Genomic DNA, 24,373 nt, shown 5'->3' with positions numbered 1-24,373 from the left:
GTCCCAACCCCAAGAAATGCCAGTGCCTTCGGACCAGGTCGCCGACGCCGTTTCGGGCAACTGGGTCGACCGGCGCGCACCGGAATGGGCGCGCCCCTACCTGCGCCTGTCGCGCGCGGACCGGCCGATCGGAACATGGCTTTTGCTGATTCCCTGCCTGTGGGGCGTCACGCTGGGCGCCGCCGCCACCGGCTTTCGCTGGGGGGACATCTGGATCGTTCTGGGCTGCGCCATGGGCGCATTCCTGATGCGCGGCGCAGGCTGTACCTGGAACGACATCACCGACCGCAACATCGACGGCAAGGTGACGCGCACCAGGTCCCGCCCCATCCCCGCCGGGCAGGTCAGCGTGAAACAGGCCATGGCATGGCTGGTGATCCAGTCGCTTCTCGCATTCTGTATTCTGCTGACGTTCAACGCCGCCGCGATCGGGCTGGGGCTGCTGTCGCTGGTGTTTGTCGCCATATACCCCTTTGCCAAACGGTTTACCTACTGGCCACAGGTTTTCCTGGGGCTGGCATTCAACTGGGGGGCGCTTCTGGCCTGGACGGCCCATACCGGTGCCCTGGGCTGGCCGGCGGTGTTCCTGTACCTGGCGGGCATCGCCTGGACGATCTTCTATGACACGATCTACGCCCATCAGGACAAGGAAGACGACGCCCTGATCGGTGTGAAATCCACCGCGCTTCTGTTCGGGGAAAAAACCCCCGAACGCCTGCAACAGTTCATGATCTTCGGCAGTATCCTGATGGTGCTGGCGGTGGTTGGCGGGCTTGTGCATGGGGCCGGCTCAACCGCCGCCTTCGTAGGGGTTCTGGGGGTTTTGGGCTTCGGCCTTCATCTTTACTGGCAATTGTCGCGCCTGAAGCCCGATGACGCGGATGTCTGCCTTGCACTTTTTAGGTCCAACCGGGATGCCGGGTTGATTCCAGTGGCATTCTTTACCCTCGCCATCTTCTTCTGAAACGCGGGGTCCTGCCCCGCCAAACCAACGGAGCGCCCGATGCGCCTGCCCAGAAATCCGGTCGTTCTCCTGCCCGTGATCGCCGCCGCCGGCGGTCTGGCTTTCCTGACCGCGACACTGATCGTCAACCGCATCGAGCGCGGGGCACATACCGTCGTATCGGCGGCGCTGAGCGCCGAAGACATCGGCTGGGCCGAAGTGGCGGTGGACGGGTTGCAGGTACACCTGTCAGGCACCGCCCCGGACGAGGCCGCGCGGTTTCGCGCCCTGACCGTTGCGGGCGGCGCGGTGGACGCAACCCGACTGCGCGACAAAATGGACGTGACCCCCGGCCAGCCCCTGGCCAACCCTGAATTCTCGCTGGAACTTCTTCGCAACACCCGGGGCATTTCCATGATCGGGCTTATCCCCGACGGGCCCTATCGTGACAGCATCACTCAAACCGCCGAAGCCAGCAGTGGCGGCCAGCCTGTCGGGGACATGCTGGAGGTCGCCTATCACGACGCACCGGCAAGCTGGCCCCTGGCCCTGAACTTCGCGCTGGAGGCCCTGGAAATGCTAGACAGCGCAAAAATTTCCGTCACTGCGGAAAAGGTCACGATCACGGCGCTGGCAAACAGTGCCGGCGACAGGACCCGGCTTCAGACCAGTCTGGCCCGGAAAGTCCCCGAAGGCGTCATCGCCGAGATCGAAATTTCCGCCCCCCGCCCGGTCATCACCCCTTTCACCCTGCGCTTCGTGAAGGACACGGAAGGGGCGCGGTTCGATTCGTGCACCGCCGATTCCGAGACCACCGCCCAGGCGATCGCCGACGCCGCGCGGGAGGCAGGGCTTGAAGCTCCGGCGCGCTGTACGCTGGGGCTGGGGGCGCCGTCCTCGGAGTGGGGCAAGGCCGTCACCAGCGGTATCGCGGCGGTAGAGCAGTTGGGTGGCGGCAGCGTAACCTTCACCGATGTGGACGTGTCGCTCATCGCACCGGCAGGGGTCGATGCGAAGCTGTTTGAAACCGTAACCGGCGATTTTCAGGCCGCGCTGCCCGGGATCTTCTCCCTGCAAAGCACCCGCCCCGACCCCACGCCCGAGGGGGCCGGGCCGGCACAATTCCTGGCAACCCGCAGCCCCGAAGGTCAGGTGCAACTTCGCGGACGCATGCCCGACGAAGCAAGCCGCACCGCCACGCTCAGCTATGCCAGAGCGCAGTTCGGGCCAGATCAGGTCCAGTCGGGCCTGAACCTCGACCCGGAACTGACCGAGGGCTGGTCCCTCCGGGTGCTGGTCGGGCTGGAAGCGTTGTCACTGATGAAAAACGGCGTGCTGACAGTACAGCCCGACCTGCTGCGCCTGCGCGGTGTAACCAACGTGGAAAACGGACAGGCGCGGATCTCCGGGATTCTGGGCGAGAAACTGGGGTCGGGGCCCTTCGACCTGAACGTGACCTACGAAGCCCCCCCCGCCCCCGAGGACGACCGCTCACCGGAACGCTGCGTGGCCCGCATCAACGACATTCTCGCACAGACCAAGATCACCTTCTCCACCGGCTCGGTTGACCTGAAGGGCCCCTCGCTTCAGGTGGTGGACCGCATCGCCGATATCGTGCGCACCTGTCCCAACACAAAGATGGAAATTGCGGGCTATACCGACGACCGGGGGCGGGACGAACTGAACCAGCAGATCAGCCAGCAGCGGGCCGATGCGGTTCTGGCCGCGCTGATCGCACGGCGCGTTCTGACCGCCGGGATCACGGCGCGCGGCTATGGAGAAGAAAACCCCATCGCAGACAACGACACCGAGGAGGGCCGAGAGGCCAACCGCCGGATCGAGTTCCACCTGCTCGGCGATACAGAAAACACGGGCTCAAGCCAAACGGAGACCACGGATGAACCGAACTGAATTCATTCTCGTGACCACGGCCATTCTTTTCGTGACCTTCCTGCTGGGCTGGGCGGCCTCCTGGCTGTTTCATCGGGTCAGCCGGGTGACGAAGGCCGACATGGGGGAACTGGACAAGATGGCCCAGGCCGTGCACGAGGCCGAGGAAGAGCGGGACCAGGCCGTGGCCTACCTGCATCAGATGGAGGCCGATCTGAAAAACCGTCTCCACCAGGCCGAGGCCGAGGCCCGCGCCGCGATGGAGGGCCTGCGCAACGCCCGCGCCGAAATCGAGCAATTGCGGGGCTGACGGAAAAGCCCGGCCGGGGTCGGGCTTTCGATCAGGTCTCGTCCTCGTCATCCTCATCGGTGTCGGGAAGGTTGAAAAAGCTTTCCGCATCCGGCAGTTGTTCTTCTTCGCGTTGCGACCCGCCGGTGAGAGTGAAGGTTTCCAGCCCGGAAATCGCCGACGGCATGCGCGGCTCGGCCTCCATCTCCAGAGATTGCTCGGTCGATACCAGCTTGCGACGCTCATCGTCGGTCATCAGACCGCCCTCGGCCGCCTTCTTACGGGCCGCTTTCTGAACCACGGCATCCAGTTCAGACTGTTTGCACAGGCCCAGCGCCACCGGATCGATCGGCTGGATGTTGGCGATGTTCCAGTGGCTGCGATCCCGGATCGACTGGATCGTGGGCTTGGTCGTACCGACCAGCTTGGACACCTGCCCGTCGGTCAGTTCCGGGTGGAATTTCACCAGCCACAGGATGGCCGCCGGGCGGTCCTGCCGCTTGGACAGAGGCGTGTAGCGGGGACCGCGACGTTTTTCTTCTCCCACGGAGGCAGGATTGAATTTCAGCCGCAGCTTGTAAACCGGGTCTTTCTCGCCCTTCTCGATCTCGGACTGCTCAAGCTGGTTGTTGGCCACCGGGTCAAAGCCCCGCACGCTTCCGGCCACGTCACCGTCGGCAATCCCCTGCACCTCCAATTCGTGGAGGCCGCAGAAATCGGCAATCTGCTTGAAGGTCAACGTGGTGTTGTCCACCAGCCAGACCGCAGTCGCCTTTGCCATGATCGGCTTGTTCATGGGCGTCACTCCTTTGCACATAGCTCTCCCGCGCCGGGAAAACGGGTGCGCCGGTCTGGCGCGGGTCGTCGTTTTCGGGGAGATTGGGCGCGTTATAAACCGACATGTCCACGGAGAAAAGCGAAAATGCGCTGGCTTGTCCTTCTGTTTCTGAGCGCATCCCTGGCCCGGGCGGGCGACGACCGCGCCGGGGATTTCGACTATTACATCCTGTCGCTGAGCTGGTCGCCCACCTGGTGCGCCCTGGAGGGCGCGGCGCGCAACAGCCCGCAATGCGAGCGCCCCGGCCTGGGGTGGGTTCTGCACGGGCTCTGGCCGCAATACGAAACTGGCTGGCCCAGCGATTGCCGCACGCCGGCGCGTGACCCCTCGCGCCGCATGACCGCCGCGATGGCCGACATCATGGGGACCTCCGGGCTGGCCTGGTACCAATGGAAGAAGCACGGGCGCTGTTCGGGGCTGAGTGCGGCCGACTACTTCGCTTCCGCCCGCCGTGCCTATGACAGCCTGACCCGGCCGGAGGTCTTCCACCGCCTCGACCGGACCGTGAAATTGCCTGCCAACGTGGTGGAAGAGGCCTTCCTGAAAGAAAACCCCACCCTGCGCGACGAGATGATCACCCCGACCTGCAAGGCGGGCTACATTCAGGAAATCCGCATCTGCCTGACAAAAAATCTTTCCCCCCGCCCCTGCGGGCGGGACGTGGCGCGGGACTGCACGCTGGACAATGCCCGGATGGACCCGGTGCGCTGAGTTACCGGCTCAACCCACCATGAAGTGTCGGCACGTCCAGCGCCGAAAAGCCGTAGTGGCGCAGCCAGCGCAGGTCGCTGTCGAAAAAGGCGCGGAGGTCGGGAATACCATATTTCAGCATCGCCAGCCGATCGATTCCCATACCGAAGGCAAAGCCCTGCCATCGGTCCGGGTCGATGCCGCCAGCCTCCAGAACCTTGGGGTGCATCATGCCCGACCCAAGAATTTCCATCCAGTCATCCCCCTCCCCGACCTTCAACTGGCCATCGGACCAATTACAGCGCAGGTCGACCTCGGCCGAGGGTTCGGTGAATGGGAAATGCGAGGCACGAAACCGCAACTCCACCTCATCGACCTCGAAAAAGGCGCGGCAGAATTCCTCCAGAACCCATTTCAGGTTGGCCATGGAAATATCGCGGTCGATGGCCATACCCTCAACCTGGTGAAACATCGGCGTATGGGTCTGGTCATAGTCGCACCGATAAACCCGCCCCGGCGCGATGACCCGGATCGGCGCGCCCTGATCCTGCATCGCGCGGATCTGTACCGGGCTGGTATGGGTGCGCAGCACATGCGGCGGGCGGTTGTCGCCCTCGATCCGGGACATGAAGAAGGTATCGTGCTCCTGCCGGGCGGGATGCTCCGGCGGAATGTTGAGCGCATCGAAATTGTACCAGTCGCTTTCCACCTGCGGGCCTTCGGCCACGGCAAAGCCCATATCCGCGAAGATCGCGCTGATTTCCTCGGTCACCTGGCTGATCGGGTGGATGGTCCCCGTGCGGCGCGTTCGCCCCGGCAAGGTGACATCCAGCCACTCGGCCTGAAGGCGGTCGTTCAGGGCGGCATCGGTCAGCGCCGCCTTCTTCGCGGCCAGCGCGGCGTTGATCTCATCCTTAAGGGCATTGAGCTTCGGACCCATCCGCTGGCGCTCTTCGGGGCTCATCTTGCCCAGTTCGCGCATCTTCAGGCTGATCTCACCCTTCTTGCCCACGGCCTGAACACGCAAATCCTCCAACGCGGATTGGTCGGCGGCGGCGGAAATGGCCTGAAGATATTTGCTGCGCAGATCGTCCATGAGTGTTCTCCGAAACCGTTGCCGACTGACTACCGGCCCCGCCCCCGAAGGGCAAGACGGTTAGCTCCGTTTCGGCGGCAGGCCCATCGGAAAGGCCGACTTGCGCCCCCGCACCGCCAACGGGCGGCGCGACAACCGCACCTGCCCGTTGGCGGCAGTGACCTGCGTGGGCGGATCTGCCCTGAGATGTTTTTCAACCGCCACGATGGAATCGTAAAACCGTATGCCGCGCATCTGGCGGGCCATCTCGTCGAAGGGAAAGATGGCATCCTGATCGGTGTACCAGCTATGCATGCGGTCGATCAGGCCCTTGGCGAATTCGATGAAGCTGGCCGGTTCGCGGTAACCGCCGCCAAAGCCGGGCCAGTAACTGGTATGGGTATCCTCGACCATGTAAACGCCCCCATCGCGCAGATGGGGCCAGAGATGTTCGAAACTGGTGATCTGCTGGTGCATGAAATGGCCGCCATCGTCGAGAATTGCATCAAACGGACCATGGGTTTCGCCAAGCCGGGCCAGAAACGCCGGGTCTGACTGGTCGCCGATCTCCACGAAGGTTTCCGGCTCGGCATGTTTGCGGCACGCCGGGTCGATATCGGCGAAGACCAGATGCGCGCCCGTGCCGAAATAACCCTTCCACATCGGGATCGAGCCCCCGTTCCATATCCCGATCTCCAGGAACCGCGGGGCACGGCCCCGGAAACGACCGAATTCACGGCCGTAAACCTCGAAATAGTGCAGCCATTTCGACACCGCACGGGCATCGGTGCGTTTCAGGTACTCGGCGAAATACGACATTTGCCCTCAAAGAAAAAACCGCGCCTGAGGCGCGGTTTTCACTGTGGCGGGCGTGGCGCACTCAGGCAAGCGCGGCTTTCGCCTTTTCCACGATCGCACCGAAGGCTTCGGGCTCGTTCACGGCGAGATCGGCCAGAACCTTGCGGTCCACCTCAATCCCGGCGGTGGTGAGACCGTTGATGAAGCGAGAGTAGCTCAGCGCCTCGTCATGGGCACGAACGGCGGCGTTGATCCGCTGAATCCACAGCGCGCGGAAATTGCGCTTGCGCTGCTTGCGGTCACGGGTCGCGTACTGGTTGGCCTTGTCGACGGCCTGGGTCGCGGTGCGGAAGGCGTTCTTGCGGCGGCCATAGTAACCCTTGGCGGCCTTGATGACCTTCTTGTGGCGGGCATGCGTGGTGGTACCACCTTTGACTCGGGACATGATCAGGCCTCCTTAGCGCGCGTAGGGCATGTACGTGGACTTGACCACTTTCTCATCCGGGGCCGACAGAACCGTCGTGCCGCGGGCGGTGCGGATGAATTTCGTCGTCCGCTTGATCATGCCATGACGCTTGCCGGCCTGACCGGCTTTCACCCGGCCTTTCGCCGTCACCTTGAAGCGCTTCTTGGCGCTCGACTTCGTTTTCATCTTGGGCATTTCCGCCTCCTGTCTTTCTGAGGGGTTGTAACGCGACTCGGCATGCCTCTGGGCCGGTCGCGCCGGTTGAAGTGGCGCGTATACGCGTCCGGTCTTGTTCTGGCAAGGGCTTAATGCACGATGCGGGCAATGATGCGGATTATCGCGTCGGGCACCTCGGTTGGGGCAAGGGTGTAATTCCCCGTCTGAACCGCGAAAAGCAGGCTGACCGCCCCAAGCCCGAACCAGATTCCCGGGGCCAGGAAGGACCCGCCATCCGCCCAGGACAGGATCGCGCCGGGCACACTGAGGATGAGGGCGAACGCACCGAAAACAAGGCAGAGATCGGCAAGCATCTCGTCACGTCACTCCGGTTCGACGTTGTAGATGAGGCGCTCCTCACAGGGGGCGACACGCAGGATGTTGGTAGACCCCGGAATATTGAAGGGCAACCCCGCAATCACGATGATCTGGTCCTCCCCCTCTCCGTAGCCGCCCTCCCGCGCCGCGCGGGCGGCACTGACAACGGCCATCTTGAAACGATCGACCTTTTCATTGAAATAACAGTTGATCCCCCAGCTCAGGCACAGGCGGCGCCCGGTTTCGGTGCTGGGGGTCAGGGCGAGAATCGGCACGCGGGGCCGTTCGCGGGACGTTTTCAAAGCCGTGGTCCCGGATTCCGTGAAACAGCAAATCGCCTTGATATCGGTCGTTTCGGCGATTTCCCGCGCGGCGGCAACAATGCCATCCGCCACGGTGGAGCGGTCCGCCTTCCGCGTCGATTCTATGATCGCGCGGTATGTCGGGTCGCTTTCGACCTCGATGGCCACGTTGTCCATGGTGGCAACGGCCTCTTCCGGGTATTGCCCGGCCGCGGATTCGGCCGAAAGCATCACCGCGTCGGCCCCTTCGTAAATGGCGGTGGCAACATCGGAAACCTCGGCACGGGTGGGTATCGGGCTTTCGATCATGCTTTCCAGCATCTGCGTGGCAACGATCACCGGCTTGGCCGACTGGCGGCATTTGCGCACCAGATGTTTCTGGATTGGCGGGACGCTTTGCACGGGCATCTCAACGCCCAGATCGCCGCGCGCGACCATGATGCCGTCGGAGACGTCGAGAATCTCGTCGAACGCCTTGAGCGCCGCGGGCTTCTCGATCTTCGACAGGATCGCCGCGCGATCGCCGACGATCTCGCGGGCCTGAATCACGTCCTCGGGGCGCTGCACGAACGAAAGCGCGATCCAGTCGACACCCAGATCCAGCGCAAAGGCCAGATCCGCGCGGTCCTTTTCCGACAGCGCGGCAACGGGCAGCACCACATCGGGCACGTTCACGCCCTTGCGGTTGGAAATGGTGCCCCCAACGACAATCTCGCAATCGGCGAAATCGGGGCCGCAGTCCAGCACCCTGAGCCTCAGCTTGCCGTCATTGACCAGAAGCGTCGCACCGGGCTCCAGCGCCTCGAATATCTCGCGGTGGGGCAGTTGCACGCGGCGCGCATCTCCGGGCACATCGCTCAAATCGAACCGGAAACGCGCCCCGTCCTCCAGATCCACGGCGCCGCTGGCAAACACGCCGCACCGCAGCTTGGGACCCTGAAGATCGACAAGAATGGCGATCGGGCGGCCTGTGTCCTGCTCGATCCGGCGGATGATCTTGTGCCGCGCGGCAATCTCGTCATGGGTGCCGTGGCTCATGTTGAGACGGAACACATCGGCCCCGGCCTCGAACAAGGTACGGATCATTTCGTAATCATCGGACGCTGGACCAAGGGTGGCCACGATCTTGAGGTTGCGTAGACGTCTCATCCTGCCCCATTCACATTTACGGCGCTTGCGCGTGTTTGATCCCGATATGGACGAAATCCAGCCTTCTGGCAACTGGCGTCCGGTGCGCAACTGTCGTAAGGGGAAGATGACTCCGAAAGATGACACCCGATGACCTATCACCCGTTCCAGACCATCGGAGAGGCGCGAACCTCCCGTTGGCTTATCACCTGTGACCATGCCACAAGCACCGTTCCGCCCTGTGTCAATGGTGGCACGCTGGGGCTGCCCCCCGCCGACATGACCCGCCACATCGCCTTCGACCCCGGCGCGGCGGGGGTCACGCGCCATCTGGCGGCCCTTCTGGATGCGCCCGCTGTCCTGAGCAACTTCTCCCGCCTCGTGATCGACCCCAACCGTGGCGAAGACGACCCGACACTCATCATGCAGCTTTACGACGGTTCCGTGATCCCGGCCAACCGTCGGCTCGACCCCGCAGAGCGCGACCGGCGGCTGGAGCGATTCTACCGCCCCTATCACCGGGCCGTGGCGCGGCTTGCCGCCCGACAGGCCGGAACCCTCTACATTGCCATCCACAGCTTTACGCCCTGCCTGAAAGGACGCCCCTCCCGGCCCTGGCATATCGGGGTCTTGCACGCCGATGACACCCGCCTTGCCCGCCCGCTGATTGACAGATTGCGCAGCATCCCCGATCTTTGCGTGGGGGAGAACGAACCCTATGGCGGCCACCTGCCCGGAGATTCGGTAGACCGCCACGCCGTGACCGCAGGCCGCCCCAATGCACTGATCGAACTGCGCAACGACCTGATCGCGCATGAGGACGACCAGCGCGCCTGGGCCGAACGCCTCGCACCGATCCTGCAAGCCGCCGCCCGCGACGCGGGCCTTTAACCGGAGGAGACCATGGAAGACGCCACCCGTACCCGGATCGAGGCCGCCGCCTTCCGCCGCCTGCGGCGGCACCTGATGGAAGACCGGCCCGACGTGCAGAACATCGACCTGATGAACATGGCGGGATTCTGCCGCAACTGCCTGAGCCGATGGATTCAGGAAGCCGCCGCCGGGGAGGGGCTGGACCTGTCCAAAGACGCCGCCCGCGAAGCCTTTTACGGAATGCCCTACGAAGACTGGAAGGCCCGCCACCAGACCCCGGCCAGCCCGGAAAAACAGGCCGCCTTTGCCCGCGCCTTCGCCCAGAACGTCGGCAAGGACATCGACTGAGGGAGAACACGGGAGAGGAGAGAAAAGAATGACAGGATGCAACGCCCGGCCCCGACCCTGATCCAATACCTTCCCAAGTTCCTGACCGTCATGGCCGAGGGCTACGGCCCCCGCGCCTTCCGTGCCGATGTCATCGCCGGGCTGACGGTGGCGGTGGTGGCACTGCCCCTGTCCCTGGCCATCGCCATCGCCTCCGGCGTGCCGCCGGACCGGGGGGTCTTCACCGCCATCGTGGGCGGGTTTCTGGTGTCGCTTCTGGGCGGCAGCCGGTTCCAGATCGGCGGCCCGGCGGGGGCATTCATCGTGCTGGTCATGGCCACAGTGCAGCGCCACGGGCTGGACGGTCTGGCACTGGCAACCTTCCTGTCGGGTATCTTTCTGGCCCTGGGCGGGATACTTCGGCTGGGCAACTTCGTGAAATACATTCCCTATCCGGTAACCGTCGGGTTCACCGCCGGGATCGGCGTCATCATTCTGGCCAGCCAGATGCGCCCCTTTCTTGGCCTCACACTGGACGGCCCCGAACCCGGCCCCTTCCTGGAAAAACTGCCCGTGCTCTGGAACGCCCTGCCCACGCTGAGTACGCTGAACCTCGCGCTGGGTCTGGGCAGTTTCGGATTCATCCTCGTCATGCGCCACATCGCGCCGCGCTTTCCGGGAATGCTGGGGGCGATTGCGCTGGCCGGGCTGACGGTCTGGGCTCTGAACCTGCCGGTGGCAACCATAGGATCGGCCTATGGCGGGCTGGCCTCGGGGCTGCCGATGCCAGCCCTGCCCGCTCTTTCGATGGACAAGGTGCGGGCGGTGCTGCCGGATGCCCTGGCCTTCACCCTGCTGGGGGCGATCGAATCGCTTCTTTCCGCCGTGGTCGCGGATTCGATGACCGGGCGGCGCCACCGCTCCAACGCGGAACTGATCGGACAAGGGGCGGCCAACATGGCCTCGGCCTGCTTCGGGGGGTTCTGCGTCACCGGAACCATCGCCCGGACCGCCACCAACGTGCGCGCGGGCGCCCGCGGGCCGGTCGCGGGCATGATCCACGCGCTGGCGCTGCTGCTGATCATCATGCTGGCCGCCCCGCTGGCCAGCGCCATCCCGCTGGCCGCGCTGGCCGGAGTGCTGGTGTCGGTGGCACTGCACATGATCGATCTGCGCGCCATCCGGACGCTGATACGCACCGCGCGGGCCGAGGCCGTGGTCCTGTTGGCAACCCTTGCCATGACGGTGCTGCGCGACCTCACGGAAGCCATCATCACCGGCCTGGCCCTGGGGGCGCTGGTGTTTCTGCACCGCCTTGCACAGATGAGCGGCGTGGACGCCACACTGGACGAAACCAATACCGATTCCCGCCCCAAGGACCGGGGCGAAGGCCGGCAAACCATCGTTTTGCGCCTGACGGGGGCGTATTTCTTCGGATCCGCCCCGGTGATCGAATCGGTTCTGGACCGGATTTCCGCCCAGCCCCGCCGGCTGATCCTCGACATGGCAGACGTCCCGCTATTGGACATCACAGGCGCGCACAGCCTGTCGGGATTCATCCGTAAGGCGCTGGACCGCAACATGCGCGTGACGCTGGTGGGGTGCCGTGCCCAACACCGGAAATTGCTGGAAGCCGCCGACCTGCCTGCAGACGCCGGTTTCGCACAAAGCGTGGCCGAGGCGCGGGAAAGCTGACCGCCTAGCGGTTCTGGAGGTAGGTCTGATAAAGCCAGATCAGCACCATTGCCCCCAGAACGGCCCCCACAAACCCGGCGGCAAAACCGGTCAGCGCCAGAAGCAGCCGCAAAACGAACCCGCCGATCAGCGCACCAAGCACACCGATGGAAACGGTCGCCAGAACATCGGCTTCGACATTCATCAGCCGGGTGGCGATGAACCCCGCCCCGGCACCGACGATAATGAGAAAAACAATACCCATGGGAAGACTATGCCGTGGGGGGGCAGATTCGAAAAGGCGGCTTAGTCAACCCTCTCGGGAAGGCAAAACCCGCGCAAAAATTCCCCGGCCTGCATGACGCGCTTGCCCTGACGCTGGGCCTGCACCACCTCAACCACACCGGACCCGCAAGCGATGCGCAACCCTGCCAATACCTGCCCCGGCGCCCCATGGCCAGGCAGCGCGCGGGCCCGCAGAAGCTTGACGCGCTCCCCCCCCATCTCACACCACGCGCCGGGAAAGGGCGACAGACCATTGATGTGGCGGGCGACGGTCTCGGCCGGCCACGTCCAGTCCACCCGCGCTTCGGCTTTGTCGACCTTGGCGGCATAGGTCACGCCCGCGTCCAGCTGGGGCGTGGCGGGCAGCGGCAGATCGGGCAGCGCCTCCACGATCATCTCCGCACCCATCCGGGACAGGCGGTCATGCAGGTCACCCGTTGTCTCCGCAGTGCCTATGGGGGTGGCGCGGCGCATCAGCACCGGGCCGGTATCCAGCCCGGCCTCCATCTGCATGATGCAAATTCCGGTTTCCGCGTCCCCGGCCATGATCGCCCGATGGATCGGCGCCGCCCCCCGCCAGCGTGGCAGCAGCGAGGCATGGATGTTAAGGCACCCGAACACAGGCGCCTCCAGGACCGGGCCGGGCAAAAGCAGACCATACGCCACCACAACCGCCACGTCGGCCTCCAGCGCAGCAAAGGCGGCCTGTTCCTCCGGTGCTTTCAGGGAAACCGGGTGCCGTACCGGCAACCCCAAAGATCCGGCGCGGGCCTGCACCGGGCTGGGGCGATCCTTCTTGCCCCGGCCCGCCGGACGCGGCGGCTGGCAGTAGACGGCGGCGATATCGTGCCCCGCCCCCACCAGCGCCTCCAGCACCGGGACGGAAAACTCCGGCGTTCCCATGAAAACCACACGCATCAGCGGCCCCATTTCGTGGATTTGCGGATCAGCCTGTCGCGCCTGAGCCGCGACAGACGATCAAAATACATCTTGCCGTCCAGGTGGTCGATCTGGTGCTGAACCGACGTCGCCCAGAGATGGACGAAATCACGCTCCTCCACCTCGCCCGCCACGTTCAGAAACCGCACCGTCACCGCACGCGGGCGGGAAACGGTGGCGGACACGCCGGGCAGGCAGGGGCTGGCCTCGTCATGATCGCGCAGTTCGACCGACGCGTGGACGATCTCGGGGTTGGCCATGCGCACCGCCCGGCCGCGTTCGGCCGAAGCATCGACAACCGCCAGACGCAGCATCACCCCGATCTGCGGCGCCGCCAGCCCCACGCCGGGCATGGCCTCCATCGTGTCGATCATGTCGTCCCAGTGAACACGGATTTCGTCCGTCACGGCCGCGACCGGGGCGGCGGGGGTACGCAGGCGCTTGTCGGGCCAGGACAGGATACGGCGCGTCATGGGCCTCAGACCCGGGCGAGCTGACGCTTGAGCTTTTTCGTCCGGCGCGTGATGACCTGACGCTTGAGCGCCGAGAGATAATCGATGAACAGGACGCCGTTCAGGTGGTCGATCTCGTGCTGGACACAGGTGGCCCAGAGGCCGGAGAAGCGATCCTCTTTCGCATCGCCGGACGGGTCCGTCCACTGCACGACAACCTGCGCCGGGCGGGTAATTTCGGCCCAGGTGTTGGGGATGGACAGGCACCCCTCTTCATGCACGTTCCTGTCCTCTGATTCCCACACCACCCTGGGGTTGAACATCGTCAGCGGGCTGGGGGGGGCTCCCTCATCCTTGGCACAATCCAGCACGATCAACCGATGTGACTCCCCGATCTGCGGCGCCGCCAGCCCCACGCCGGGGGCGTCATACATGGTTTCCAGCATATCCTCGGCCAGCTTCTGCATCCCGGCGTCAACATCCGTGACGTCGTCAGCCACCTGTTTGAGGCGCGGATCGGGGTGGATCAGGATCGGTAGAATGCTCATGGGGCGGGTTTAAGCCAATCGCACCGGCCCTGCAATGCGGCAAACGCCTTGCGTCCCCTGCGCCAGAAGATAGCCTGATCCAAATATCAGGAGGCAGATATGAGTTTCGACGAAATCATCGACCGGCGCGGCACCCACTCGATGAAATGGGACATGATGGAGACGATCTACAACGTCCCCGCCGGGGATGGTCTGCCGATGTGGGTGGCAGACATGGACTTCCGCCCGCCCCGCTGCGTCAGCGACGCGGTCCGGGCGATGGCCGATCACGGAATCTACGGCTACCACGGTGACAACCGCGCCTATCACGACGCAATCCGCTGGTGGATGCAGACCCGTCACGGCTGGCAGGTGGCGGAAAACTGGATCTTTACCACCCACGGGCTGGTCAACGGAACGGCCCTGTGTGTCGACGCTTTCACAGCCCCCGGCGATGGCGTGGTTCTGTTCACACCCGTATATCACGCCTTTGCCCGTGTCATCCGCGCCGCCGGGCGCACGGTGGTGGAGTGCCCGCTGATCAATCGTGACGGCCGCTACGAAATGGATTTCGCCGCCTATGACACCAGGATGACCGGCAAGGAACGCATGGTGATCCTGTGCTCGCCCCATAATCCCGGCGGGCGCGTCTGGACCCGCGCGGAGCTGGAGGCCGTAGCCGCCTTCGCCCGCCGCCACGATCTGGTTCTGGTCAGCGACGAGATCCACCATGACCTTGTCTATCCCGGCCATACGCATCTGCCGGTGGCGGCGATCGACGGCATCGCGGACCGGCTGGTGATGCTGACCGCGACAACCAAGACCTTCAACATCGCCGGCTGCCACACCGGCAACGTCATCATCGCCGATGACGCCCTGCGCGCCCGTTTCACGGCCCGGATGGGGGCAATGGGGATGTCGGCCAATTCCTTCGGCATCGCGATGGCCACCGCCGCCTATTCGCCCGAGGGCGCACAATGGGTCGAGGCGCTGATGGGCTACCTCCAGGGCAACCGGCAGATCTTTGACGCCGGCATCTCCGGGATTCCCGGCCTGCGCTCCATGGCGCTGGAGGCGACCTACCTTGCCTGGGTGGACTTCTCCGGAACCGGCATGGAGCGGGCGGAATTCACCCGGCGCGTGGAACGAACCGCCCGTATCGCCGCCAACCACGGCCCCAGCTTCGGCACCGGGGGGGAGGATTGGCTGCGGTTCAACCTTGCCACACCGCGGGCAAATGTGGAGGACGCCCTGCGCCGTTTGCAGGAAGCCTTCGCGGACCTGCAATAGCGCACAGACGCTGCGCCCTTTCCCGCAGGCCGGTCCCCCCTATCTTCCCGGAAAACGGGGGGAAAGATGGGACAACTGGTCAAAGGCACATGGCAAGACGGCTGGTACGATACCGACGCTACCGGCGGGCACTTTGTGCGGGACACCGCACGCTTTCGCAACTGGATCACCCCCAACGGGGAGCCCGGCCCCAGCGGTGCGGGCGGATTTGCCGCCGAAAGCGGACGCTATCATCTCTATGTCAGCTACGCCTGCCCATGGGCGCACCGCACACTGATCTTCCGCGCGCTGAAGGGGCTGTCACCCCACATCGGCATCTCGGTTGTCCACCCGGACATGCTGTCCGAGGGCTGGACCTTCGCCACCGGCTTTCCCGGCACCACCGGAGACGACCTGCACGGCCTGTCCTTCCTGCGGGACATCTACATCCGCGCGCGGCCGGACGCCTCGGGCCGGGTGACCGTCCCGGTGTTGTGGGACAGGGCGCAGAACACGATCGCCTCGAACGAGTCCGCCGAGATCATCCGCATGTTCAATACCGCCTTCGACGACCTCACCGGCAACCGGGACGATTACGCCCCGACATCTCTGCGACGTGAAATCGACCGGATCAACGCCCGGATCTATTCCGATGTGAACAACGGCGTCTACAAGGCCGGGTTCGCCACCACCCAGACCGCCTATGACGACGCCGTGACGGCCCTGTTCGAGACGCTCGACTGGCTGGAGGCCCGCCTGACGTACAACCGCTACCTGCTGGGCACCCACCTCACGGAGGCCGACTGGCGGCTTTTCACCACTCTGGCCCGCTTCGACGCGGTGTATCACGGACATTTCAAGTGTTCGCGCACCCGTCTGGTGGAGTTTCCCAACCTCTGGGCCTACACGCGCGAACTCTATCAATGGCCGGGGGTGGCCGAAACGGTGCATTTTGACCATATTTCCCGCCACTATCACTACAGCCACGCGACGATCAACCCGAACCGGATCGTACCTGTGCCCCCCTGCACGGACTGGACCATCCCCCACGCCCGCGACCACCTGTTGGCAGCCTGACAGATCTGCCGCACCGTGTTACCCTGCGCGCCGGAGGTTCCCCGATGCGCCCGATCCTGATTGCTATATGCCTGGCCTTTCCGGCCACGGCTGCCTCCCCCTGCGGGGGCGGGTTCCCCGCCTTTCTGAACGACCTGAAAGCCGAGGCCCGCAGCCGGGGCCATTCCGCCGCAACTGTGGAAGCCTTCTTCGCCACGGCCCGTCCCGACCCCGCCGTGCTGCGTGCGGACCGGGAACAGGGCATCTTCCAGCGCGACTTCATCGATTTCTCACGACGCCTGATCAGCGCCAACCGCATGGAGGCCGGTCGCCGCAACGCCGCCACGTGGGACAGCACCTTCGACCGCATCGCACGCGACTATGGCGTGCCGCGCGGAATCCTGCTGGCGTTCTGGGGGTTTGAGACCGATTACGGTGCGGTACAGGGGGATTTCAACACGCTCAACGCGCTGGTCACGCTGGCCCATGACTGCCGCCGCCCGGAGCTGTTCCGCCCGCAGGTTCTGGCCGCGCTGGAGCTGTACGAAAACGGCGATTTCGACCCAACCCGCACCACCGGCGCATGGGCCGGAGAAATCGGCATGGTGCAGATGCTGCCTCGCGACATCCTCGAAAACGGTGTCGATGGCGACGGCGATGGGCACGTCCGGCTGAAAACCTCCGCACCCGATGCGCTGATGTCCGGGGCGAAAATGCTGCGCAGTCTCGGCTGGCGCGCGGGGGCCCCCTGGCTACAGGAAATCACGCTGCCCGGCGAGCTGGACTGGTCGCAAACCGGGCTGGACCACAGCAAAACCGTCACCGCGTGGGAGCGCCTCGGCATCCGTCCGCGCACCGGAACGCTGGGGTCGGGGAATCTGCGCGCCTCGGTGCTTCTGCCGATGGGGCGCAAGGGGCCGGCCTTTCTCGCCTACCCGAATTTCAGTGTGTTGTTCGAATGGAACAAAAGCTTCGTCTACGTCACCACGGCAGCCTATTTCGCCACCCGGCTGGAAGGCGCCCCCATCTACAACGCCGGCACCCCTGACCCGGGCCTGAACGGCACCGAAATGAAGGCCCTGCAACAGAAACTGACCCGGCGCGGGCACGATGTCGGGGGGGTGGACGGCATTCTGGGGGCGAAAACCCGCGCCGCCGTACAGAAGGAACAACAGCGCCTCGGCCTGCCCGCCGACGCCTGGCCCACCCGCACCCTGCTGAACCGGCTTTAATCCCAGTCGATAAAATCCTCGAATTCCTCAACCGCTATGCGCCACCAATCCAGCGTATCCTCGAAATTCTTCGCGCCGACACCGTCGTAATCGAGGTTCACCGGCATCTCCAGCCGCGGATCGCCTTCGTCATCCAGCACCGCGCGGCCGAACAGCTTTTGCATGTTCCAGATATTGATCTGCTGTGCGGTCATTGGATCTTCCTTGTCATAAGCCGCAAGGAACAAAAGCACGCTACAGTTTTCATGGCCATCGCATCCATGGAACACGATGTGGAAGTTGGTCTTCGAAACGCGGCCGGAAATTTCCGGGTCATCATGGGAATCCGTCCCAAGCGTGGCGGAAAAACCATAAGCCTGAACCGCCTCCAGAACCTGCTGCGGGTTTGCCGCCATCACGTTCTCCGCGGCGGCGGGCGCGGCCATCAGGCCAAGGAAAACCGGCGCACAAAGGCGAAAAAATGAACGCATTCACTGTATCCTTTCAGGGAAAGACCAACATCGGCAGGAGAAATGCCGCCGCCCTGCCCGCCAAGACCGCACGGCGCCCCGGCAAAGTCAAGCCTAGGCGACCAGGCTTTCCGCCTTGCGCAGATCCACGCTGACAAGCTGGCTGACACCCTTCTCGGCCATCGTCACACCAAACAGGCGGTCCATCCGTGCCATCGTCACCGCATGGTGGGTAATGATCAGGAAGCGCGTATTCGCACGGCGGGTCATTTCATCCAGCATGTCGCAAAACCGGGTCACGTTGGCATCGTCCAGCGGCGCATCCACCTCGTCCAGCACGCAGATCGGGGCGGGGTTGGCCAAAAACACCGCAAAGATCAGCGCCAGCGCGGTCAGGGTTTGTTCCCCCCCGGACAGAAGCGACAGCGTGGCAAGTTTCTTGCCCGGCGGCTGACACATGATCTCCAGCCCGGCATCCAGGGGATCATCGGATTCCACCAGAACCAGTTTTGCCTCGCCGCCGCCGAACAGATGGGAAAACAGCAGCGCAAAGTTGGTATTGACCTGTTCGAAAGCGGTCAGCAGGCGTTCGCGCCCTTCGCGGTTGAGACTGGCGATACCGCTGCGCAGCGCGGCAATGGCCTGCTCCAGGTCGTGCTTCTCGGCGCTGAGGGCATCGTGCTCCTGCTGCACCTCGCGGGCGTCTTCCTCGGCGCGCAGATTGACCGCCCCCAACGCATCGCGCTGCCGCTTGAGCCGGGAAACATCCTGTTCCAGGGCCTCTGCATCGGGCATCTGCTCCGGGTCGGCGTCAAGGCGTTCCAACAACGCTTCGGGGGTTGTTTCCATCTCATCGGCAATGCGTTCGGCGGCATGGTGAACGGTCTCGCGGGCGGCTTCGGCACGGGCCTCGGCACGGGCGCGGGCCTCGCGGGCCTCACCGGCGGCGCGTTCGGCATCGCGGGCGGCAATCTCGGCCTCGCGCAGGTCCGTTTCGGCCCTGCCAAGGGCCTCGGAGGCCGCACTCCGGCGCGCCCCGGCCTCTTCCAGCGCAGTGTCCAGCTCTTCATGCTCGACGGCGAGCGCCTCGGGCAGGGCCTCTGCCTCCTCCAGATCGCCCTGCGCGGCGGCCCGCCGTTCGGCCAGTTCGGCGACGCGGGTTTCCGCACTGTTCAGCCGGTGCCGCCAGCCGCTGAGTTCCTGGGTAACCTGCTGGCGCCGTTTAAGCCGCGCTTCCCCTTCGCGCCGCAGTTCTTCATGGGCGGCACGGCGGGCCATCATCGTCATCCGCGCGGCCTCCACGGTGGTCCGCACATCCTCCACCCCGGCACGTGCCGCCCCAAGGTCAGGCAGGTCCGTCAGGGCGGTTTCGGCCTCGCTCAGGTTCTTGCGCGCGGCAAGCGCCTCATCCCTGTGGCGGGCGGCGGCAAGGCGAAGCGATTCCAGCTTGCTTTCGGCAATCGCCCGGTCGCTTTCGGCACGGGTCAGCGCCCGACCCGCCTCGGCAAGATCACGATCGGCGGCACGGCGTGCCTCCCGCGCAATGCGGTCGGCCTCCCCCGCATCGGCAAGGCGAAGCCTGAGATCTTCATGCGCCCCGATAGCCTCTTCGGCACGCGCCTCGGCCATATCCAGATCGGCGCGCAGTGCCTCCAGCCGGTTGATCTGCTCCAGCCGCAGGGCGGCGGCACTGGGTGCATCCTCGGCGGCGGCGCGGTAGCCATCCCAGCGCCAAAGGTCCCCTGCCATTGAAACCAGCCGCTGCCCCGGCTGCAAGCCCGGTTGCAGACGCACACCCTCTTGCGTGGAGACGACCCCGATCTGGCCGATACGACGGGCAAGGACATCGGGCCCCTCGACATGGGCGGAAAGCGGCTCTACCCCCGCGGGCAAGGCTTGCGGCACATCATAGCCCGGCAGCACCGCCCAGCCGGTCCCGCCCGCACCGGAAATTTCAGGCGCGCGAAGATCATCGGCCAGGGCCGCGCCCAGCGCCTTTTCATAACCCGGCGCAACGCGAAGACGGTCCATCACCTGCCCTTCGCCCGTCACCTCGCGCGCGACCAGACGGGCCAGGGCCGTCACCTCGGCCCGCAGGGCATTCGCCGCGCCCTCGGCCTCGGAACGGGCGGCTCGGGCGTCGGACTCGGCGGCCTGCGCGGCCTCGCGCGCTTCATCGGCGGCGCTCAGGGCGGCCTCGGCCCCTTCGGCACGGGCCTGGGCGACCGCCTGCGCTTCCCCTGCCCCTTCCGCAGCCCCGGCCGCGGTGGACAAAACCTGCCGGGCGGCTTGCGCGGCCGCGTCGGCACGGGCGGCTTCGGCCTCATTGTGGCTCGCGGTTTTGGCGGCATCATCACGCAGACGCTGGGCGGACTGGTGCCGCGCGGACAGGCGCGCGACTTCCTCGGTCAGATCGGAAAGCGCCGCTTCCCGATCCTGCAATACCTCCTGCGCCTCATCGGCAGCGGCGGCGGCGGCGGCCAGTGCCTCTTCATGGCCCTCCTCTGCCCGGGCAAGCTGATCCTGTTCCCACTCCAACTGCGCGATGCTGTTGCCCGCATCGCGGTTCAGGCCCGTTTCACGCTCCATATCCGCAGTCAGCTGGGCGATGCGGGCGGTCAGGGTCTGAACCGACTGGCGGGCGCGTTCCTCCCGGTCTTTCAGGGTGTCCCGCTGGACCTGCAACCTTTGCACGATGGCCCCGGCGATGGCTTCTTCCTCCCGCAGGGGGGGGAGTGTTTCGTGCCGTGCATCGCGGGCCGCCCCGGCCTGACGTGCGGCCGTCTCGGCGCGGGCCGCGGCGGTGAGGGCCTCACGCAGGGCACTCTCTGTCCCGGCGCGGGCGGCATCGGCCTCTTTCCAGCGACGATAAAGCAGCATCCCCTCGGACAGGCGCAGCAGCCGCCCGATTTCCCTGTATCGGGCGGCCTGTTTTGCCTGCCGGGCCAGTTGAGACAATTGCGCCGCCAGTTGTTCGATCACGTCATCGACACGGGTCAGGTTGGTCTCGGCGGATTTGAGTTTCAGCTCCGCCTCGTGCCGGCGCTGATAAAGGCCGGAAATTCCGGCGGCCTCTTCCAGGATTCTGCGGCGGGCGGAAGGCTTGGCATTGATCAGTTCGCTGATCTGGCCCTGCCGCACCAATGCGGGGGAATGTGCCCCGGTCGAGGCATCCGCGAACAGCATCTGCACATCGCGGGCACGCACATCCTTGCCGTTGACCTTGTAGGCGGAGCCCGCGTCGCGGGTGATGCGGCGCACGACATCCAGCAAATCCGCCTCGTTGAACCCGGCGGGGGCCAGACGCTCGGCATTGTCGATCTGCAGGGACACTTCGGCGAAGTTGCGCGCGGCGCGACTGGAGGTGCCCGCAAAAATCACATCTTCCATCCCCCCGCCGCGCATCGCGGTGGGGCGGTTTTCCCCCATGACCCAGCGCAGGGCCTCCAGCAGGTTGGACTTGCCGCACCCGTTCGGCCCGACAACGCCTGTCAACCCTTCGGCGATCACCAGGTCGGTGGGGTCGACGAAGCTTTTGAAGCCGTTAAGCCTGAGCCGGGAAAATCGCAATTTCTGCCCGCGTTCCTGATTCTGTTGCTGTTAACATTTTTTGGGCATGGCAGGGCCGAGTCAAGAAAAACACACCCTATATGGGAAAATGAAGGATCTTTTCCACAACATATTGGTTTTCGGTTGTCCCGACGTCAGGGCGCGCAATAGACGGTTGCACGCACCAAAGCCGGATCGCCGCGCAGGGTACCGGGCACCACGATGCAGCCCGTCGCAATTTCGATCGCCTCGTGGGCGCGGCGCATCACGCCGTCGCGGCGTTCCCGGTTCAGCCGGATCGCCTGCGCCTTTTCGTTGCGGCGGCGGACGGAGAACTCCGACCCGTCCACGGTCACGCGGGTGGCCGGGGCAGGGGCGAAAAACGGACCGGGGCTGTCGCATCCGGCAAGGGCAGCAACCGCCGCGAGGGCAAGGAATCGCACAGGATTTGTCATGCCGCGATTTCACCGCGTGAGGGTAAAGGCCCGGTTAACTGCGCCCCTGCCCCATTTCCCGGGCGCGGGTCAGGGTCAGCGCCGGCGAGAGCGCCTCCGGGTCCAGCCGCAATTCGATCACGAAAGAGGTGCCGCAAGCCAGCGCCTGCGCCAGCGCCGGGGCGAACTCCGCCTGTTCGGCGACGACGGCACCCTCCGCCCCGTAAGCGCGGGCCAGCGCGGCGTAATCCGGATTGACCAGGTCCGTACCGCTGACCCGGCCCGGATAGCTGCGCTCCTGATGCATGCGGATGGTGCCGTAGCGGCCGTTGTTGGCGACGATCACAACCACCTTCGCGCCGTACTGCATGGCGGTGGAAAACTCATTCAACGTCATCTGGAAGCACCCGTCCCCGGCAAGGCACACGACGGTGCGGCCCGGATGTTCCAGCGCCGCGGCGATGGCAGCCGGGAACCCGAACCCCATGCTGCCCGATGTTGGCGCAAGCTGGGTGCCATGGCGCCGAAAACGGAAATAACGATGCAGGAAGGCAGCATAATTGCCCGCCCCGTTGGTCAGGATCGCATCCTCTGGCAAAATGTCGGACAGGGTCTGGATGACGGCCTCCATCCGGACGGCACCGGGGGTCTGCTGCGGGAGGGTCCAGGCTTCCTGATCGGCCCGGGCGGCGCGGGTCCAGTCCGCCCACGGGCCGGGGCGGGCCGCTCCCAGCGCCGCAAGCATTGCCGGTGCCGCAAGCGCAATTCCCGGATCGGGGCGAAAAACCCGGCCCGGCTCATCCGGGTCCGGATGGACATGTACCAGCCGCTGCCGGGGGGTACCGGGGGCCATCAGGGTATAGCCGCCGGTGGCGGTGTCCCCCATGCGCGTGCCCAGCGCCAGAACCAGATCCGCCTGCGCCAGACGCTGGCCCAGCGCCGGGTTCATGCCCACGCCAAGATAGCCCACATAATTGGGGTGGGTGTTGTCCATGTAATCCTGGCGCCGGAACGTCGTTGCCACAGGCAGGTTCGCGGCCTCGGCAAACCGCACAAGATCCGCCGCCGCCTGCGCCGACCAATGCGGCCCTCCCACGGCGACGAGGGGGCGTTCGGCCTGCGCCAGTGCCGCCAATACGGCCTGGGCCTGCGCAGCGGTGGCTTCCGCCAGCAGGCGCGCGGGGGGGGGCACATCGGCCACTTCGGCGGTGGCACCCAGCATATCCTCCGGCAGGGCCAGCGCCACCGGACCGGGGCGCCCCGACGTCGCGACATGAAACGCGCGTGAGATGTATTCCGGCAGGCGCGCGGTCTCGTCCACCTCCGCCACCCATTTCACCAGCGGGCCATAGAAGGCGCGGTAATCGAGTTCCTGAAACGCTTCCCGGTCGCGGTCAGAACGGGCGATCTGGCCCACGAACACCACCATCGGGATGCTGTCCAGCCGGGCAACGTGCAATCCGCTGGCGGCATTGGTCGCACCGGGGCCGCGGGTAACGAACACTGCGCCGGGCTGCCCGGTCAGCCGCCCGTGGGCCGCCGCGGCCATCGCGGCACCGCCCTCGTGCCGGCAGACAACGTTCTGAATCCCCACGTCGTAAAGCCCGTCCAGTGCGGCAAGGAAACTTTCCCCCGGCACGGAAAACACCCGCTTTACCCCCTGAAGTGCCAGTTGATCCGCCACTATGCGTCCGCCATGCCGTACCATGTGTCCCCCCATCCGGTTTGGCGCAGGGTGCGCCAAGCCCGGCGCGGGGGCAAGGGCTTGCCTTGCGTCCGTTTCGCCTTACCCTCGCCGCAAAGGAGGCTTCCATGACTTACACTTTGCTTGGCATATCCGGCTCCCTTCGGAAGGGGTCTTTCAACACGCACCTGCTGCGCGAGGCCGCGCGCCATTTCGGGCCCGCGCATTTTACGCTGGCCGACCTGCGCGTGCCGCTTTACGACGCCGACCTCGAAGCTGCGGAGGGCCTGCCCGCAGAGGTCGCCCGCCTGGCCGGGCTGATCTCGGGCGCCGACGCGGTGGTGATTTCAGCGCCGGAATACAACAGATCGATCAGCGGGGTTCTGAAGAACGCGCTCGATTGGGTCAGCCGCGTGCCGGGGGGGCCATGGGCGGGCAAGCCCGTGGCGATCCTGTCGGCAACGGCGGGACGGTCGGGGGGCGAACGCACGCAATACGCGCTGCGCCTGTGCCTGACCCCTTTCGGCGCGCGGGTGTTGACCGGGCCGGAGGTTCTGGTCGGTCAGGCCGCAGACCAGTTCGACAATTCCGGCCGCCTGACCAATGAGATCAACACCAATGCGCTGGCGGCGCTGATGGCAGCCCTGCGCGATGAGGTCGCCCGGTGAAA

26 protein-coding genes are annotated in these 24,373 nt (G+C 65.3%); 11 read left to right on the top strand and 15 right to left on the bottom strand.

The window, feature by feature from the left end; translation table 11 throughout:
* Positions 1-16 precede the first annotated feature (16 nt).
* The 3 genes from ubiA to C8N32_RS05180 are packed head-to-tail and all read left to right on the top strand — an operon-like array spanning position 17 to position 3,143.
* A complete protein-coding gene (gene ubiA / locus C8N32_RS05190; protein WP_338110837.1) occupies positions 17-964 on the top strand; it encodes a 4-hydroxybenzoate octaprenyltransferase in 948 nt (315 codons plus the stop codon).
* A 39-nt stretch (positions 965-1,003) separates the two neighbouring features.
* The gene (locus C8N32_RS05185; RefSeq protein WP_107891411.1) at positions 1,004-2,854 is read left to right on the top strand and encodes an OmpA family protein; all 1,851 of its coding nucleotides are present in this window, start codon (positions 1,004-1,006) and stop codon (positions 2,852-2,854) included.
* A complete protein-coding gene (locus C8N32_RS05180) occupies positions 2,841-3,143 on the top strand; it encodes a hypothetical protein (RefSeq protein ID WP_107891410.1) in 303 nt (100 codons plus the stop codon). The genes C8N32_RS05185 and C8N32_RS05180 overlap by 14 nt, the downstream gene beginning before the upstream one ends.
* Before the next feature lie 31 nt (positions 3,144-3,174).
* On the opposite strand, the gene C8N32_RS05175 is transcribed toward C8N32_RS05180, so the two are convergent.
* Complete coding sequence (locus C8N32_RS05175; protein WP_107891409.1) at positions 3,175-3,918, bottom strand: DUF1013 domain-containing protein; 744 nt, start codon at positions 3,916-3,918, stop codon at positions 3,175-3,177.
* A gap of 126 nt (positions 3,919-4,044) precedes the next feature.
* On the opposite strand from C8N32_RS05175, the gene C8N32_RS05170 reads away from it, so the two are divergent.
* The gene (locus C8N32_RS05170) at positions 4,045-4,671 is read left to right on the top strand and encodes a ribonuclease T2 family protein (RefSeq protein ID WP_107891408.1); all 627 of its coding nucleotides are present in this window, start codon (positions 4,045-4,047) and stop codon (positions 4,669-4,671) included.
* A 1-nt stretch (position 4,672) separates the two neighbouring features.
* On the opposite strand, the gene pheS is transcribed toward C8N32_RS05170, so the two are convergent.
* The 6 genes from pheS to pyk form a co-directional block, all read right to left on the bottom strand.
* Positions 4,673-5,746: a phenylalanine--tRNA ligase subunit alpha gene (gene pheS / locus C8N32_RS05165; RefSeq protein ID WP_107891407.1), complete on the bottom strand. Its 1,074-nt coding sequence runs from the start codon at positions 5,744-5,746 to the stop codon at positions 4,673-4,675.
* Between the two features lie 60 nt (positions 5,747-5,806).
* Entirely contained in the window at positions 5,807-6,544 is a 738-nt protein-coding gene (locus C8N32_RS05160; RefSeq protein WP_107891406.1) for a class I SAM-dependent methyltransferase, read from the bottom strand.
* A 61-nt stretch (positions 6,545-6,605) separates the two neighbouring features.
* On the bottom strand, positions 6,606-6,968 hold the full coding sequence (rplT, locus tag C8N32_RS05155; RefSeq protein WP_107891405.1) for a 50S ribosomal protein L20: 363 nt from the start codon (positions 6,966-6,968) through the stop codon (positions 6,606-6,608).
* 12 nt (positions 6,969-6,980) lie between these two features.
* Positions 6,981-7,184, bottom strand: coding sequence for a 50S ribosomal protein L35 (gene rpmI / locus C8N32_RS05150; protein WP_107891404.1), 204 nt, complete (start codon positions 7,182-7,184; stop codon positions 6,981-6,983).
* Between the two features lie 110 nt (positions 7,185-7,294).
* Positions 7,295-7,519, bottom strand: a complete 225-nt coding sequence (locus C8N32_RS05145; protein ID WP_107891403.1) for a hypothetical protein — start codon at positions 7,517-7,519, stop codon at positions 7,295-7,297.
* Positions 7,520-7,528: 9 nt separating this feature from the next.
* On the bottom strand, positions 7,529-8,974 hold the full coding sequence (gene pyk, locus C8N32_RS05140) for a pyruvate kinase (protein WP_107891402.1): 1,446 nt from the start codon (positions 8,972-8,974) through the stop codon (positions 7,529-7,531).
* A gap of 129 nt (positions 8,975-9,103) precedes the next feature.
* Here pyk and C8N32_RS05135 point away from each other — a divergent pair, with 129 nt between their 5' ends.
* Genes C8N32_RS05135 through C8N32_RS05125 form a run of 3 tightly spaced genes read left to right on the top strand, consistent with a single transcriptional unit; the run spans position 9,104 to position 11,848 of the window.
* Positions 9,104-9,844 carry an N-formylglutamate amidohydrolase gene (locus C8N32_RS05135; protein ID WP_107891401.1) on the top strand — a complete coding sequence of 247 codons (741 nt, stop codon included), beginning with the start codon at positions 9,104-9,106 and terminating at the stop codon, positions 9,842-9,844.
* Between the two features lie 12 nt (positions 9,845-9,856).
* On the top strand, positions 9,857-10,174 hold the full coding sequence (locus tag C8N32_RS05130) for a DUF1244 domain-containing protein (RefSeq protein ID WP_107891400.1): 318 nt from the start codon (positions 9,857-9,859) through the stop codon (positions 10,172-10,174).
* 36 nt (positions 10,175-10,210) lie between these two features.
* Positions 10,211-11,848 (top strand): SulP family inorganic anion transporter, encoded by a 1,638-nt coding sequence (locus C8N32_RS05125; RefSeq protein WP_107891399.1) that lies wholly within the window; start codon positions 10,211-10,213, stop codon positions 11,846-11,848.
* Positions 11,849-11,852: 4 nt separating this feature from the next.
* Here the strand turns inward: C8N32_RS05125 and C8N32_RS05120 are convergent, their stop codons facing one another.
* Genes C8N32_RS05120 through def (C8N32_RS05105) form a run of 4 tightly spaced genes read right to left on the bottom strand, consistent with a single transcriptional unit; the run spans position 11,853 to position 14,051 of the window.
* On the bottom strand, positions 11,853-12,092 hold the full coding sequence (locus C8N32_RS05120; RefSeq protein WP_107891398.1) for a GlsB/YeaQ/YmgE family stress response membrane protein: 240 nt from the start codon (positions 12,090-12,092) through the stop codon (positions 11,853-11,855).
* 41 nt (positions 12,093-12,133) lie between these two features.
* Positions 12,134-13,030: a methionyl-tRNA formyltransferase gene (gene fmt / locus C8N32_RS05115; protein ID WP_107891452.1), complete on the bottom strand. Its 897-nt coding sequence runs from the start codon at positions 13,028-13,030 to the stop codon at positions 12,134-12,136.
* Positions 13,030-13,524, bottom strand: a complete 495-nt coding sequence (gene def, locus C8N32_RS05110; protein WP_107891397.1) for a peptide deformylase — start codon at positions 13,522-13,524, stop codon at positions 13,030-13,032. Before def (C8N32_RS05110) ends, fmt begins: the two co-directional genes overlap by 1 nt.
* Before the next feature lie 5 nt (positions 13,525-13,529).
* Complete coding sequence (gene def / locus C8N32_RS05105; protein WP_107891396.1) at positions 13,530-14,051, bottom strand: peptide deformylase; 522 nt, start codon at positions 14,049-14,051, stop codon at positions 13,530-13,532.
* A 99-nt stretch (positions 14,052-14,150) separates the two neighbouring features.
* Between def (C8N32_RS05105) and C8N32_RS05100 the strand changes: the two genes are divergently transcribed.
* The 3 genes from C8N32_RS05100 to C8N32_RS05090 all read left to right on the top strand — a co-directional run bounded on the left by C8N32_RS05100 (position 14,151) and on the right by C8N32_RS05090 (position 17,587).
* Complete coding sequence (locus C8N32_RS05100) at positions 14,151-15,320, top strand: MalY/PatB family protein (RefSeq protein WP_107891395.1); 1,170 nt, start codon at positions 14,151-14,153, stop codon at positions 15,318-15,320.
* Positions 15,321-15,386: 66 nt separating this feature from the next.
* Positions 15,387-16,376, top strand: a complete 990-nt coding sequence (locus tag C8N32_RS05095) for a glutathione S-transferase family protein (protein ID WP_107891394.1) — start codon at positions 15,387-15,389, stop codon at positions 16,374-16,376.
* Between the two features lie 44 nt (positions 16,377-16,420).
* The gene (locus C8N32_RS05090) at positions 16,421-17,587 is read left to right on the top strand and encodes a lytic murein transglycosylase (RefSeq protein WP_107891393.1); all 1,167 of its coding nucleotides are present in this window, start codon (positions 16,421-16,423) and stop codon (positions 17,585-17,587) included.
* On the opposite strand, the gene C8N32_RS05085 is transcribed toward C8N32_RS05090, so the two are convergent.
* The 4 genes from C8N32_RS05085 to C8N32_RS05070 all read right to left on the bottom strand — a co-directional run bounded on the left by C8N32_RS05085 (position 17,584) and on the right by C8N32_RS05070 (position 23,727).
* Entirely contained in the window at positions 17,584-18,057 is a 474-nt protein-coding gene (locus tag C8N32_RS05085; protein ID WP_107891392.1) for a YbjN domain-containing protein, read from the bottom strand. The genes C8N32_RS05090 and C8N32_RS05085 overlap by 4 nt on opposite strands.
* 93 nt (positions 18,058-18,150) lie before the next feature.
* Complete coding sequence (locus C8N32_RS05080; RefSeq protein ID WP_107891391.1) at positions 18,151-21,606, bottom strand: chromosome segregation SMC family protein; 3,456 nt, start codon at positions 21,604-21,606, stop codon at positions 18,151-18,153.
* A gap of 134 nt (positions 21,607-21,740) precedes the next feature.
* Positions 21,741-22,040, bottom strand: a complete 300-nt coding sequence (locus C8N32_RS05075) for a hypothetical protein (protein ID WP_107891390.1) — start codon at positions 22,038-22,040, stop codon at positions 21,741-21,743.
* A 34-nt stretch (positions 22,041-22,074) separates the two neighbouring features.
* Positions 22,075-23,727 (bottom strand): thiamine pyrophosphate-binding protein, encoded by a 1,653-nt coding sequence (locus C8N32_RS05070; RefSeq protein ID WP_107891451.1) that lies wholly within the window; start codon positions 23,725-23,727, stop codon positions 22,075-22,077.
* 104 nt (positions 23,728-23,831) lie between these two features.
* Here C8N32_RS05070 and C8N32_RS05065 point away from each other — a divergent pair, with 104 nt between their 5' ends.
* On the top strand, positions 23,832-24,371 hold the full coding sequence (locus C8N32_RS05065; RefSeq protein ID WP_107891389.1) for an NADPH-dependent FMN reductase: 540 nt from the start codon (positions 23,832-23,834) through the stop codon (positions 24,369-24,371).
* Positions 24,372-24,373: the final 2 nt, after the last annotated feature.

Origin of the sequence: Rhodovulum imhoffii, from assembly GCF_003046545.1 — a bacterium.
Lineage (GTDB): Bacteria > Pseudomonadota > Alphaproteobacteria > Rhodobacterales > Rhodobacteraceae > Rhodovulum > Rhodovulum imhoffii.
The sequence above is the reverse complement of the archived record's forward strand: the minus strand, read 5'-3'. Positions and strand labels throughout refer to the sequence as shown.

Coding starts and splice junctions, on each gene's coding strand:
- ubiA (WP_338110837.1), top strand. CDS start 17: ATGCCAGTGCCTTCGGACCAGGTCGCCGACGCCGTTTCGGGCAACTGG.
- C8N32_RS05185 (WP_107891411.1), top strand. CDS start 1,004: ATGCGCCTGCCCAGAAATCCGGTCGTTCTCCTGCCCGTGATCGCCGCC.
- C8N32_RS05180 (WP_107891410.1), top strand. CDS start 2,841: ATGAACCGAACTGAATTCATTCTCGTGACCACGGCCATTCTTTTCGTG.
- C8N32_RS05175 (WP_107891409.1), bottom strand. CDS start 3,918: ATGAACAAGCCGATCATGGCAAAGGCGACTGCGGTCTGGCTGGTGGAC.
- C8N32_RS05170 (WP_107891408.1), top strand. CDS start 4,045: ATGCGCTGGCTTGTCCTTCTGTTTCTGAGCGCATCCCTGGCCCGGGCG.
- pheS (WP_107891407.1), bottom strand. CDS start 5,746: ATGGACGATCTGCGCAGCAAATATCTTCAGGCCATTTCCGCCGCCGCC.
- C8N32_RS05160 (WP_107891406.1), bottom strand. CDS start 6,544: ATGTCGTATTTCGCCGAGTACCTGAAACGCACCGATGCCCGTGCGGTG.
- rplT (WP_107891405.1), bottom strand. CDS start 6,968: ATGTCCCGAGTCAAAGGTGGTACCACCACGCATGCCCGCCACAAGAAG.
- rpmI (WP_107891404.1), bottom strand. CDS start 7,184: ATGCCCAAGATGAAAACGAAGTCGAGCGCCAAGAAGCGCTTCAAGGTG.
- C8N32_RS05145 (WP_107891403.1), bottom strand. CDS start 7,519: ATGCTTGCCGATCTCTGCCTTGTTTTCGGTGCGTTCGCCCTCATCCTC.
- pyk (WP_107891402.1), bottom strand. CDS start 8,974: ATGAGACGTCTACGCAACCTCAAGATCGTGGCCACCCTTGGTCCAGCG.
- C8N32_RS05135 (WP_107891401.1), top strand. CDS start 9,104: ATGACCTATCACCCGTTCCAGACCATCGGAGAGGCGCGAACCTCCCGT.
- C8N32_RS05130 (WP_107891400.1), top strand. CDS start 9,857: ATGGAAGACGCCACCCGTACCCGGATCGAGGCCGCCGCCTTCCGCCGC.
- C8N32_RS05125 (WP_107891399.1), top strand. CDS start 10,211: ATGCAACGCCCGGCCCCGACCCTGATCCAATACCTTCCCAAGTTCCTG.
- C8N32_RS05120 (WP_107891398.1), bottom strand. CDS start 12,092: ATGGGTATTGTTTTTCTCATTATCGTCGGTGCCGGGGCGGGGTTCATC.
- fmt (WP_107891452.1), bottom strand. CDS start 13,030: ATGCGTGTGGTTTTCATGGGAACGCCGGAGTTTTCCGTCCCGGTGCTG.
- def (WP_107891397.1), bottom strand. CDS start 13,524: ATGACGCGCCGTATCCTGTCCTGGCCCGACAAGCGCCTGCGTACCCCC.
- def (WP_107891396.1), bottom strand. CDS start 14,051: ATGAGCATTCTACCGATCCTGATCCACCCCGATCCGCGCCTCAAACAG.
- C8N32_RS05100 (WP_107891395.1), top strand. CDS start 14,151: ATGAGTTTCGACGAAATCATCGACCGGCGCGGCACCCACTCGATGAAA.
- C8N32_RS05095 (WP_107891394.1), top strand. CDS start 15,387: ATGGGACAACTGGTCAAAGGCACATGGCAAGACGGCTGGTACGATACC.
- C8N32_RS05090 (WP_107891393.1), top strand. CDS start 16,421: ATGCGCCCGATCCTGATTGCTATATGCCTGGCCTTTCCGGCCACGGCT.
- C8N32_RS05085 (WP_107891392.1), bottom strand. CDS start 18,057: ATGCGTTCATTTTTTCGCCTTTGTGCGCCGGTTTTCCTTGGCCTGATG.
- C8N32_RS05075 (WP_107891390.1), bottom strand. CDS start 22,040: ATGACAAATCCTGTGCGATTCCTTGCCCTCGCGGCGGTTGCTGCCCTT.
- C8N32_RS05070 (WP_107891451.1), bottom strand. CDS start 23,727: ATGGTACGGCATGGCGGACGCATAGTGGCGGATCAACTGGCACTTCAG.
- C8N32_RS05065 (WP_107891389.1), top strand. CDS start 23,832: ATGACTTACACTTTGCTTGGCATATCCGGCTCCCTTCGGAAGGGGTCT.